The sequence below is a fragment of the Serratia sp. BFP-2025 genome, from assembly GCF_050880365.1.
GTDB classification, from domain to species: domain Bacteria; phylum Pseudomonadota; class Gammaproteobacteria; order Enterobacterales; family Enterobacteriaceae; genus Serratia; species Serratia surfactantfaciens.
Genome location: NZ_JBPAFV010000001.1, coordinates 1,587,723 through 1,600,072 on the forward strand (window position 1 = coordinate 1,587,723; position 12,350 = coordinate 1,600,072).

Sequence of the window (12,350 nt, forward strand, 5' to 3'; positions counted from 1 at the left end):
GTGTTGCAACGAGTCATGATGTTAACTTTACCGCTGCTGTTGGCAGGCTGTATTTCGCTGGATCCTGACTATCAGCGGCCGACGGCGCCGATAGCGGCCACGCTGCCGCAGGGCGAGGCCGCCGGCAAGCAGGCGCTGAGCTATCCGGACGTCGCCTGGCGCGACTATGTGCAGGACGCCAGGCTGCGGCAGGTGGTGGCGATGGGGCTGAACAGCAGCCGCGATCTGCGCGAGGCGATCGCCAATATCGCGTCGGCGCGTGCGCTGTACGGCGAGCAGCGGGCGGCGCTGTTGCCGACGATCAACGCCACCGCCGACGGCAGCCGCGGGCGTTCGCTGACCGGCAACGGCAATGCCACGGCCATCAGCCAGAGTTACGAAGCGCAGGCCGGCGTCAGCGCCTTTGAACTGGATCTGTTCGGCAAAAACGCCAGCCTGTCGCGGGCGGCGTTCGAAACCTATCTGGCTAACTCCGAAGCGGCGAAAAGCACCCGCCTGACGCTGATCGCCGATATCGTCACCGACTGGGTGGCGGTGGCGGCCGAGCGCAGCAATCTGGCGGTGGCGCAGCAGACGATGGAAAGCGCCAAACGATCGCTGGAGGTGACGCGCAAGAACCAGCAGCACGGCATCTCGTCGCTGGTCGACGTGGCGTCGGCGGAGACCGTCTATCAACAGGCGCGCGCCGACGCCGCCAGTTACGCCACCAGCGCTGCACAGGCGAAAAACGCCCTGGATCTGGCGGTGGGGCAAAGCGTGCCGGAAAACCTGCTGCCGGGCGGCATCGACGCGCTGGGCGGGATCATGCGCGATCTGCCGTCCGGCATCTCTTCGCAGGTATTGCTGCAGCGGCCGGACGTACTGCAGGCCGAGCACAACCTGAAGTCCGCCAACGCCAATATCGGTTCGGCCCGCGCGGCGTTCTTCCCCTCGATCAGCCTGACCGCCAGCGGCGGCGTGGGCAGCGGTGAGCTCTCGTCGCTGTTCAGCCACGGGGCGGGCGTCTGGTCGTTTGCGCCGAGCATCAGCCTGCCGATCTTCAGCGGCGGCTACAACACTTCGCAGCTGAACTACAGCAAAGCGCAGAGAGATCTGTATGTCGCCACCTATGAGAAGGCGGTGCAGACGGCGTTTCAGGAAACCGCCGATGCGTTGGCGCGCAAGGCAACGCTGCAGGAACAGCTGGCGGCGCAAAACGGCTATGTCACGGCGGCGCAGCAATATTATCGTCTCGCCGAACTGCGCTACCGTCAGGGCGTGGACAGCTATCTGACCTTGCTGGACGCGCAGCGCACGCTGTATACCGCGCAGCAGTCGCTGATCGCCGCACAGCAGACTGCGTACGACAATCAGGCCACCCTGTATAAAGTGCTGGGCGGCGGCATCGCCGCCGAACGGCAGGGGGACGGCATCATCGCCGACAAGACCACGCTCAGCCGCTAGCCCTCGGCGTGCGTTTTACTGCCGGAAAACGTAAAGAAACAGAAAACCCGCCCGGCGTCCCGAACTCGCCGCGGCGGGCAGAGTCAGACAGAAGAACGCATTTACCCCTATTAACACCGGCTCGAGGTCGTCATGACAGAAGACATTCAGCAACAGGTCATCACGCTAATCGCCGCATTCAACGCGCCAGGGCGGCTGAAGAAGGGCGTGACAATCACCCCGGAAACCGAGATCAACACCGCGCTCCACCTGTCGTTCAGCGATTCCAACACGCTGATGCGCCGCTACTTCGACACCTTCGGCGTCGACAGCAGCAACTATAACCACGAGCTTTATTTCCAGCCGCCGAGCAATACCGGGCGCTGGTTCTCGCCCTCCGCCTGCAAAGAACACACCCGGCCGCTGTGCGTGTCTATGCTGGTGCGCTCCGCGCGCGCCAAACGCTGGCTGTACGATATCCATTTCCTTATCGAGCAGCTCCGCTAGCGCGGCGTCACTGTTGCAGCAGCTCGGCAAACTTCGCCAACCACTGCGGATGCGCCGGCCAGGCCGGGGCGGTGACCAGGTTGCCGTCGACGTGCGGCTGATCGATACCGATCTCGGCATAATGGCCGCCGCCAAGCCGCACCTCCGGCGCGCAGGCCGGATAGGCGCTGCAGGTGCGGCCTTTCAACACGCCGGCCGCCGCCAGCAGCTGCGGGCCATGGCAAACGGCGGCGATCGGTTTTTTCGCGGCGTCAAACGCCTGCACCAACGCGATCACCTCGGGATTCAAACGCAGGTACTCCGGCGCCCGGCCGCCGGGGATCAGCAGTGCGTCGTAGCGTTCTTCTTTGGCGGCGGCAAAGTCGGCATTGAGGGTAAAGCGATGGCCGGGTTTTTCGCTGTAGGTTTGCGCGCCGTCGAAGTCGTGGATCGCCGTCTGGATGTAGTCACCGACGGCTTTGCCGGGACACACGGCATCCACCTGATGGCCGATCATCTGCAGCGCCTGAAACGGCACCATGGTTTCATAATCTTCGGCGTAGTCGCCGACCAGCATCAGGATCTTTTTCTTGCTCATGATCACAACTCCTGCAGGATGGGGATTGCCTAAGGTATAGCCCAGCGCCCCTGGGAATGCGAACCGCGAAACGCCTATCTATACTCGTGATACTGCGGCATTTTTAACCGCCGCCATTACCCCAGGGAGGAACCCCGATGCTGAATTTGGCAACCTTGCTTGAAGAGAGTGCGCGCACCTGGCCGGAACGGCCGGCGGTGATTCAGGACGATATCCCGCTCAGCTATCGGGCGCTGAACGAGATGGCTAACCGCGTGGCGAATCTGCTGGTCGCGCGCGGCGTGCAGCCCGGTGAACGGGTGGCGTTAGCCTGCAGTAACCGCCCGGAGTTTGCGGCGATCTATTACGGCATTCTCAAAAGCGGCGCGGTGGTGGTGCCGCTCAATATTTTGCTCAAAAGCGCCGAATTCGATTATTACCTGGCGGATTCCGCCGCCGTGGCGCTGTTTTGCTTTGAGGGCCACAGCGGACTGCCGCTGGGGGAAGAGGCGCTGCATGCCGCGGCGCAGGCGAAGGCCTGCCGCGAGGTGTTTATCATCGGCGATCGACTGCCGCTGGAGGGGGAACGTTTCAGTGCGGCGATAGCCCCGCAGGCCACCGAGTTCGCTTCGGCGGCGACGGCGGAAAACGACACGGCGGTGGTGTTGTACACCAGCGGCACCACCGGTCGCGCCAAAGGGGCGGAGCTGACCCACGCCAACCTGGTGTTCAATGCGCTGGGATCGGTGCGGCTGTTTGACGGTTCGGAAACGCGCCCCGATCGCCATTTGGTCACGCTGCCGCTGTTTCATACCTTCGGTTCGTCGGTGCAGATGAACGCCGGTTTCGCCTCCGCCGCCACGCTGGTGCTGGTCGAGCGTTTCGACGCCGCGCAGGCCATCGCGCTGATGCAGCGGCACGGGATTACGTTCTTCGCCGGCGTGCCGACCATGTACTGGGCGCTGCTGAATGCGCTTGACGAGCATACGGATATCGAACGCCTGCGCAGCACGCTACGCATGGCGGTGTCCGGCGGCGCCAGTCTGCCGGTGCAAATTCTGGAGGATTTTTCGCGCCGTTTCGGCATCGATATTCACGAAGGCTACGGGCTATCGGAAACCAGCCCGGTCGCCACCTTCAACCATCCGCATCGGGTGACCAAACCCGGTTCCATCGGCCAGCCGATCTGGGGCGTGGAGGTGCGTTTGCTGGACGCCGTCGGGCGGCCGATCGACGGTGTCGACCAGGTGGGGGAGATTGCCGTACGTGGCCATAACATCATGAAGGGGTATCTGAATCGGCCGGAGGCGACGGCGGAAGTGCTGGAGAACGGCTGGTTCCGCACCGGCGATCTGGCGCGCCGCGACGCCGACGGCTTTTATTTTATCGTCGATCGGGCCAAGGACATGATCATTCGCGGCGGTTTCAACGTCTATCCGCGCGAGATTGAAGAGGCGTTGATTCGCCATCCGGCGGTGTCGTTGGTGGCGGTGATCGGCGTAGAGCATCCGTCGCTGGGCGAAGAGATTAAAGCGGTGGTGGTGCTGAAGGAGAGCGAGGAGCCGGTCGAGGAGGAGACGCTGATCGCCTGGAGCAAGGAGAGGCTGGCGGCGTACAAATATCCGCGCATCATTGAATTCGTCGAACGTTTGCCGATGACCAGCACCGGTAAGGTATTGAAGCGCTGTTTGCGTTGAGGAAAATCCGGCCTGCCGAAGCAGGCCGGGAAACGGGCATCAACCAGGGTAGATGCCGCGCTCTTTACGTGCGGTCAGGATGCGCTCACAAGCCACGATGTAAGCGGCGGTGCGCAGGCTGCACTCTTTCTCTTCAGCCTTGTTCCAGACATGAACCATCGCGTCGGTCATGATCTTGTCCATGCGCTCGTTGATTTCGGACTCGCTCCAGAAGTAGCTCGCCATGTCCTGCACCCACTCGAAGTAACTGACCGTTACGCCGCCGGCGTTACAGATAACGTCAGGCACCACGGTGATGTTACGGGAGCGCAGAATGTCGTCCGCATCCGGGAAGGTCGGGCCGTTAGCGCCTTCCAGCACCAGCTTGGCGCTGAGGATTTCGGCGCGCTGGCGGGTGATTTGGCCTTCCAACGCGGCCGGGATCAGGATGTCCATGTCAACCGACCAGAACGCTTCGCTTTCTATCTCGCTGGCGCCAGGGAAACCGGCGATCTGCTTGTGCTTGGCCTGGTATTCAGTCAGCGCGGCCAGGTCGATGCCGTTGGCGTTGAACAGGGTGGCGGAGTGGTCCTGGATGGTGACGACGCGAGCGCCGACGCCGACGAACAGACGCGCCGCTTCGCTGCCCACGTTACCGAAGCCTTGCACCGCCACTTTGGCGCCTTCGATCTGCACGCCCAGACGCTTGGCCACTTCGCTGCCGGTGACGAACACGCCGCGGCCGGTCGCTTTCTCACGGCCCAGAGAGCCGCCGAGGTGGATTGGCTTGCCGGTGACCACGCCGGTGATGGTGGTGCCGTGGTTCATGGAGTAGGTGTCCATCATCCAGGCCATCACTTTGGCGTTGGTGCCGACGTCCGGCGCAGGAATGTCTTTCTGTGGTCCAATGATGAAGCCGATTTCGCTGGTGTAGCGGCGGGTCAGTCGCTCCAGTTCACCTTCAGACAGTTTGAACGGGTCGACGCGGATGCCGCCCTTGGCGCCGCCGTACGGCAGGTTGACTGCGGCACACTTGATGGTCATCCAGGCGGACAGGGCCATCACTTCGTTCAGATCGACGTCAGGGTGGAAGCGGATACCGCCTTTACCCGGCCCACGCGACAGGTTGTGCTGTACGCGGAAGCCTTCGAAGTGGCGGATGGTGCCATCGTCCATCTGCAGCGGGATATCGACAATCAAAGCGCGCTTAGGGTGACGCAGCGTATCAACCCAGCGTGACAGCTCGCCGAGGTAAGGGGCGACGCGATCGATTTGTTGCAGATATGTAGCCCAAGCGGTGGTGCTGCTGTCTGAAGCGTAGGATAGCTTTTCCATAACCAACCTTTATATATTAGAGGTATTTATTTCGTTTAACCGTGGATTAGCAAGCGCATAACACTTTGCGACGCTTAATTTACCACTAATTATGCCGGTTGTTAGCCCCTCGCTCATCGGGCCAGCGGACGGTTTTTCGCCGCCTGCCGAGCGTAAATGAATAGTTAATTACTTTTATTCGGCAGTGAGCGTGAACATGCATACTTTATGCATATAAAACGCATAAAAAGCCTTTTTATCTATTTTTCAGAAGCTTGAATGTGATCAAAAAGTTTCATTTTATTTAACTGCCATGTTGACAATGGCATTTCCCCTCGCCAGAGTTAAATTAATGTTAAAACGGCTCCGGCGTCGTTTTTTTGTTGCACAAGGGAAAGCATAACCATTTGATATTTTAGAGTTTACCCACCATGCTCGGGCTTTGTACGCCAAACGTGGGCGATACGACGGCTCACGCGAGCATTTTCCAGGCATCCATTATTATTACCTCCCTGTCACAACGGGGCGGGCAGCGTTTGGTCTGAATTTTTTTGCCGGTTAGAGCGCCCTCGGGCGTTTCATTCCTGCTGCAACCGCACATCGGTTGCTTAATCGCCTTAACGACGGACAGGTAACACCATGACAAAAAACCACTGCGATCGGCTGAGCCCAGGTTCAGCCGAGGGGCCTCACTGTGCCCAAACCCTGCAGCGCGGACTGAGTGCGCGCCACATTCAACTGATTTCGATCGGCGGCGCCATCGGCACCGGGCTGTTTATGGGCTCCGGTAAGACCATCGCGCTGTCGGGCACCTCCATCGTGCTGACTTACGCCATCGTCGGCTTTTTCATGTTTATGGTGATGAGAGCGATGGGGGAGCTGCTGCTCACCCGGCTCGATTACCGCTCGTTCGCCGATTTCGTCTCGGAATACCTGGGGCCGCGCGCCAGCTTTTTTCTCGGTTGGTCCTACTGGCTGAGCTGGGTGGTGACCTGCATCGCCGACGTGGTGGTGTGCGGCGGCTATGTGCAATATTGGCTGCCGAACGTTTCGCCCTGGCTGCCGGCGCTGTTGACGCTGGGGTTCCTGTGTCTGTTCAACATGCTGTCGGTCAAGATGTTCGGCGAGGCCGAATTCTGGTTCGCCATGATCAAGGTGGTGGCGATCGTCGCGCTGATCGCCACCGGCGCCTGGATGGTGTTCAGCGGCTGGACCTCGCCGGACGGCGTGACCGCATCGCTGCATAACGTCACCGATCCCGCCATTTTCATGCCGCACGGCATCTTCGGTTTCTTCGCCGGTTTCCAGATCGCCATTTTCTCCTGCACCGGCATCGAACTGCTGGGCACGATGTCGGCGGAGACCAAAAACCCCGAGAAGGTGCTGCCGAAGGCGATCAACGCCATCCCGGCGCGCATCATCGTCTTCTACGTGTGCTCGATGCTGACCATTATCGCCGTTACCTCGTGGAGCCATATCTCACCGGACAGCAGCCCGTTCGTGATGCTGTTCGATCAGGCGGGGCTGCCGGCCGCCGCCGCGATAATCAACTTTGTGGTGCTGACCTCGGCGATGTCCTCGGCCAACAGCGGGGTCTATTCCAGCACCCGCATGCTGTACAGCCTGTCGATGGAAAAGCACGCCCACGGCCAGTTCCGCATCCTGTCACGCACCACCGCCATTCCGATCCGCAGCCTGCTGTTTTCCTGCTTCTGCATGGTGGCCGGCACCTTGCTGCTGGTGCTGGTGCCGAACGTGATGACGCTGTTCACCATCGTCTCCACCGTGGCGGCGATCCTGGTGGTTTACAGCTGGGGCATGATTTTGGTCGCTTATCTGGTGTATCGCCAGAAACGACCGGAACTGCATGCCGCTTCCCACTTCAAAATGCCGGGCGGGGTCGTGATGGCCTGGCTGACGCTGGCGTTCTTCGCCTTTACGCTGGTGCTGATGGTGTTCGATCGCGATACGCTGATCGCGCTGTGCAGCATGCCACTCTGGTTTACCGCGCTTGGCCTGGTCTGGCGTTATCGGGTGCGCGACAGTCTGGCGCGCGAGAGCTACGTGTTTTATCAGCACGGCGCCGAGGCGGAATAACCGGCGAAGCAGGCGCGGCCGCCGCCGGCCCACTCGGCAAGCGGCGGCAACTGCGGTATGCTAAGCGGCTGAACAGCAAACCAAACCGGGCTATACGGAGACACCCCAGCGTGCCGAACACTTCTTCTCAACTCGAACTTTTGCGGTCGGTCGCCGACGGCATCGCGGCGCTGTTTTTCCCGAATGCGGAAGTGGTGATCCACGATTTGACCACCAACAAGATAGCCTATCTGGCGAACAACCTGTCGAAACGCAAGCCGGGCGATGACGCCGGGCTGGAGGACTTCACGCTCGACGACGACGCCAGCGTGACCGGCCCCTATGAAAAGCTGAACTGGGACGGCAAAAAGATGCGTTCGGTGAGCATCGCCGCGCGCGACGAGCAGGGCAACCCGAGCTATCTGCTGTGCATCAACCTGAGCACCGCGATGTTCGAGGATGCCCGCAACGCGCTGGATATGTTTTTATCGGTCACGCGATTGCAGCCGCAGCCGCAACAGCTGTTCAAAGACGACTGGCAGGAGAAGATCAACACCTTCCTGCATGACTGGCTGCGGCGCGAGAACGCTGCACTCGGCGCGCTGAGCCGCGAGCAGAAGCGTCGCCTGGTCAGCGATCTCTATCATCAGGGGGCGTTCAAGGCTAAAAGCGCGGCGGATTACATCGCCAACGTGCTGTCGATGGGGCGCGCCACGGTGTACAAACATCTGCGGGGATTGAAGCAGGAGTAAAGGCGGCGAGAAAGCGGGAAAGGGGCGGCGATGGCCGCCCCTTGTCGTTACCAGCGGTAGTTGACCGAAGCGATAATGCTGCGGCCGCTGCCGTAGAAGCAGGCGTACTCGCCGCTGCACGATGAAACGTATTTCTTGTCCGTCAGGTTCTGCACGTTGAGCTGGAGCGCCGCGCCGCGCAGCGCCGACGAAGCCTGACCGAGGTCATACTTCACCATGGCGTCGTACAGCGTGTAGTGCGGCACGTCGTACTGGCCGGTGGCGTCGGCCGGCGCATCGCCGATGTAGCGCACGCCGCTGCCGACGGTCAGGCCGTTCAGCGCACCGCTCAGGAAGCTGTAGCTGCCCCAGGCGGATGCCGCATGGCGCGGGATGCCCGCCGGGCTGTGGCCGATTTCATCCGCCGAATTGGAGTCTTTGGTCACCACGTCGGTGTAGGTATAGGCGGCGGTCAGCTTGATCTCCGGCGTCGGCTGAGCGTGCACTTCCGCCTCAATCCCCTTGGATTTCACCTCGCCAATCTGCTCGTAGGCGGAGGTGAGACGGTTATAGGACGCCACGTTGCGTTGGGTAATATCGAACCAGGAGAGGGTCAACAGCGTGTTGCCGCCCGGGATCTGGTACTTCACGCCCACCTCGGTTTGCTTGCCGGTGGTCGGCTTGAGCGGATCGGCGCCCGGCGCGCTCGGATACAGGTTAGGATCGAACGAGGTGCTGTAGCTGACATACGGCGAAATACCGTTATCAAAGGCGTAAAGCAGCCCCGCGCGGCCGGTAAATTGCGCATCGTTGTAAGTCTGCTCTTTACCGCCGACGGTGCGATCGCGGGTGTTGACCTGCGACCAGTCCTGGCGGCCGGACAGCAGCAGGTTCCAGTTATTCCACTCCAGCTGGTCCTGCAGATACACCCCAACCTGATTCAGCGTTTTCAAGTCGCTGGAAGCCAGCGTCAGCGCGCTGCCATCAATGCTGCTATGCGTCGGGTTAGCCCAGTCGATCGGGTAGTCGTTGCCGCGATCGCGATACATCTTCGAATCGATATGGCTGTAACGATAATCCAGCCCGCCCAGCACGGTGTGTTTCACCTCGCCGGTATCGAACAGGCCCTTCAGCTGGTTATCCACGCCAAACTCGTTGGTCATCTGCGTTTCATGCTGCGCCATGCGGGTGACGGTGTGGTCGTTGACCTTCGAGTTTACGTTATAAACCAGATATTTATAGTCTTCATCGCGGTGGGTGAAGCGCAGGTTCTGGGTAAACGACAGCGCATCGTTGAAGTTATGCTCGAGGCTGTAACCGATCGACGCCTGCTCGCGCCGCGACTTGTTGAAGCTGGGCTCGCTGACGTTGAAATCGTAAGGCACGTAGCCCGCGCTGGTCGGGAACAGCGTGCCGGCGCGCGGCAGGAAGTTGCGCGACCCGGCTTTCGGATCGTTCTGGTAGCTGGTCAGCAGCGTAAAGCTGGTGTCTTCGTTCGGCAGCCAGGTGAAGGCCGGGGCGATAGCCACCCGTTGCTGCTTGCTGTCTTTGACGAACTCATGTTCGGTTCTGGCGATGCCGTTCAGGCGGTAGAACAGGGTGTTGTCGTCGTTGAGCTTGCCGCCGAAATCGAACGCCGTTTCCGCCAGATGGCGGTTGCCGGTGCTGAATTTAACTTCGTGAATGCTCTGGGCGGTAGGGCGCTTGCTGGTCATCACTACCACGCCGCCGGGGCTGACCTGACCGTACAGCACGCCGGCCGGGCCGTGCACCATCTCCACGCGCTCCAGCAGCCAGGGATCGATCTGCCCGGCGCCGCCGTTTTGGCTCGAGAGGCCAAAGTGCAGGCCGTCGAGCAGCTTGGGCGCATAGCGGAAGCCACGGCTGATCACTTCGTCATTGCGGTTGGAGTTGCCGCGGTAGGTGGTGATTACCCCGCTGGTGTAGTTCAGCGCGTCGGCGACCGACGCCGGTTCCTGGTCGTTCATTTGTTCGCGCGTGACCACGGAGATAGACTGCGGCGTCTTGCGCAGCGGGACGGCGGTTTTGGTGCCGGCGGCGCTCTCTTTGGCGACGATCCCTTTGACCGGCGCGGTCACGCTGTTTTGCGCGTCGGCGGTCACCAAAATCGTCTCGTCCGCCGCGGCCGACGCGCTTTGCGCGAAGGGCAGTAAAGCCAGCGCCGATCCCAGCAACAAACGCCTGGCGGACATCGCCTCGGCATTTTTGTTGTCCATCCCTTTGTTTTTAATCTTCATTATCTCTCCTGAATACCTGCTTTTGTGTGTCATGCCACCCTGATAAACCCCGAAATGCCGACGAGCGTGCTTTGCCTCATCAACGCGGAAGCGTCGTGTTTGCACGACGGTAAAAATCCGACAAATAGTATTGAAAATGATAATGAGTATCAATACGATTGTCAGGTTTTGTAAAAATCACTCATGTTATGTAAGGGGCGCTATGGAGTTTTTGCCGGAAAAGAGGCCAGACAACGGTCATGAGGGATTGGCGGCGCAATGGCTGCGTGAAGAGACGGCGGGGCAATCCGAGTGGTGGCAGAAGGTTGCCGCTCACGGCACGCCCATCGTTGAGCCACACGACGACAGCCACGTCAAAATGACCTGGCTATGGCGCGACCCTGCCGGCGATGAGCAGCGCTCGCCGATACGGCGCGTCTATGCCGATATCAACGGCATTACCGATCACCACAGCACGTCTCCCAGCAGCCTGACCCGGCTCCCCGGCACCGACGTTTGGTACGGCGCGGCCGTTATCGATCGCCGCTGGCGTGGCGGCTACAGCCTGATCCCCATCACCGACCGGGAGCTTCCCCCGGTATTCAGCGACGAAGAAACGCTGCGCGATCGCCAGCAGCGCGCCTGGTGGATCTCTCTGTTCCCGCTGGCGATCGCCGATCCGCTGAATCGCCTCTCGCTGGGGCCTTCGCATCGCCCGCGCCCGGTTTCCCTGGCCCAGGGGCCGGATGCCGACGACCAAAGCGCCTGGCAGGCCGCCGATCGGCCGCTGGAACAGACGCGGCTGCAGCTTTTGCAGTGGCGCAGCGAACGGCTGGGCACCCAACGGCGCGTCTGGCTGTATGCCAGCGGCGACGCCGAGGTGAAAGCGGAGCGTCCACTGGTGCTGCTGCTCGATGGCCAAAACTGGATCGAGAGGCACGCGCTGTTGCCGGTGATCGAGAACGAGACCGCAAAAGGGCAGCTACCGCCGGCATGTTGGCTGCTGATCGATGCGATCGATGGCGAACACCGGGAAAACGAACTGCCTTGCAACGCCGCTTTCTGGCAGGCGGTGATCGACGAACTGTTGCCGCAGGCGCAGCGGCGCGAACCCTTCAGCGAGGCGGGCGCGCGCACCGTGGTCGCCGGCCAGAGCTACGGCGGGCTGGCGGCGCTGTACGCCGGCCTGCACTGGCCAGAACGCTTCGGCCACGTGCTGAGCCAGTCCGGCTCTTTCTGGTGGCCCACGGTGCAGTTCGTTACCCAGTTCGAAAAGCGCCACGAGCTGGAGGAAGGCTGGCTGATACGCCAGGTTCGGCAACGCCGCGCGGCGGCACCCACGCTCACCGTGCTCCAGCAAGCCGGCGATCGCGAGGCGGACATCGAATTCGTCAATCGCCAGATGCACGAGGCGCTGACGGCGGCGGGGCACCGCGCCGATTATCGCGTGTTTTCCGGCGGCCACGATGCGCTGTGCTGGCGCGGCGGCCTGGTGGACGGCGTGCGCCAACTGCTTTGCGCGATGAAATAACCCACACATGTTGACAGACAGGTAAGGCAAATGACTCAGGAACAACAAAACCCGTTCGATGACGAAAGTCTCCGTTTCTCCGTATTGATCAATGCGCAGCAGCAGTATTCGCTGTGGCCGCAGTTTGCCGATACGCCGCCGGGGTGGCGAGTGCTGATGGGGCCGGCGGCGCGCGGTGAATGCATCGACTACATCGAAACGCACTGGCAGGACATGCGGCCGGCGTCGTTGAAAGCGACGGATGCGCAGCGTTAATCGCGCAGCAACCACATCGCTACATTCCGTTTGAGGAAAAGGACA

Annotated in this window: 10 protein-coding genes; 7 read left to right on the forward strand and 3 right to left on the reverse strand. The window is 61.2% G+C overall.

The features are described 5' to 3' along the window. The gene (locus ACRAWE_RS07375) at positions 1 to 1,443 is read left to right on the forward strand and encodes an efflux transporter outer membrane subunit (protein ID WP_345790190.1); all 1,443 of its coding nucleotides are present in this window, start codon (positions 1 to 3) and stop codon (positions 1,441 to 1,443) included. Between the two features lie 132 nt (positions 1,444 to 1,575). Next, the gene (locus ACRAWE_RS07380; RefSeq protein WP_019455388.1) at positions 1,576 to 1,929 is read left to right on the forward strand and encodes a DUF1493 family protein; all 354 of its coding nucleotides are present in this window, start codon (positions 1,576 to 1,578) and stop codon (positions 1,927 to 1,929) included. Positions 1,930 to 1,936: 7 nt separating this feature from the next. Here ACRAWE_RS07380 and ACRAWE_RS07385 read toward each other — a convergent pair whose 3' ends face one another. Then, positions 1,937 to 2,506 carry a DJ-1/PfpI family protein gene (locus ACRAWE_RS07385; RefSeq protein WP_432525178.1) on the reverse strand — a complete coding sequence of 190 codons (570 nt, stop codon included), beginning with the start codon at positions 2,504 to 2,506 and terminating at the stop codon, positions 1,937 to 1,939. Between the two features lie 137 nt (positions 2,507 to 2,643). Between ACRAWE_RS07385 and ACRAWE_RS07390 the strand changes: the two genes are divergently transcribed. Further along, positions 2,644 to 4,182, forward strand: a complete 1,539-nt coding sequence (locus ACRAWE_RS07390) for a long-chain-fatty-acid--CoA ligase (RefSeq protein WP_197668359.1) — start codon at positions 2,644 to 2,646, stop codon at positions 4,180 to 4,182. Between the two features lie 39 nt (positions 4,183 to 4,221). On the opposite strand, the gene ACRAWE_RS07395 is transcribed toward ACRAWE_RS07390, so the two are convergent. After that, positions 4,222 to 5,496, reverse strand: a complete 1,275-nt coding sequence (locus ACRAWE_RS07395) for a Glu/Leu/Phe/Val family dehydrogenase (RefSeq protein ID WP_432525179.1) — start codon at positions 5,494 to 5,496, stop codon at positions 4,222 to 4,224. Between the two features lie 618 nt (positions 5,497 to 6,114). Between ACRAWE_RS07395 and ACRAWE_RS07400 the strand changes: the two genes are divergently transcribed. Then, a complete protein-coding gene (locus ACRAWE_RS07400; protein ID WP_019455384.1) occupies positions 6,115 to 7,572 on the forward strand; it encodes an amino acid permease in 1,458 nt (485 codons plus the stop codon). 110 nt (positions 7,573 to 7,682) lie between these two features. Next, entirely contained in the window at positions 7,683 to 8,303 is a 621-nt protein-coding gene (locus ACRAWE_RS07405) for a helix-turn-helix transcriptional regulator (RefSeq protein WP_432525180.1), read from the forward strand. 47 nt (positions 8,304 to 8,350) lie between these two features. Here ACRAWE_RS07405 and ACRAWE_RS07410 read toward each other — a convergent pair whose 3' ends face one another. Further along, on the reverse strand, positions 8,351 to 10,540 hold the full coding sequence (locus ACRAWE_RS07410; RefSeq protein ID WP_074054201.1) for a TonB-dependent siderophore receptor: 2,190 nt from the start codon (positions 10,538 to 10,540) through the stop codon (positions 8,351 to 8,353). 202 nt (positions 10,541 to 10,742) lie between these two features. On the opposite strand from ACRAWE_RS07410, the gene fes reads away from it, so the two are divergent. Beyond that, complete coding sequence (gene fes / locus ACRAWE_RS07415; protein ID WP_432525181.1) at positions 10,743 to 12,050, forward strand: enterochelin esterase; 1,308 nt, start codon at positions 10,743 to 10,745, stop codon at positions 12,048 to 12,050. A gap of 30 nt (positions 12,051 to 12,080) precedes the next feature. Next, positions 12,081 to 12,305 (forward strand): MbtH family protein, encoded by a 225-nt coding sequence (locus ACRAWE_RS07420; RefSeq protein ID WP_019455380.1) that lies wholly within the window; start codon positions 12,081 to 12,083, stop codon positions 12,303 to 12,305. The last annotated feature ends 45 nt before the right edge of the window (positions 12,306 to 12,350 follow it).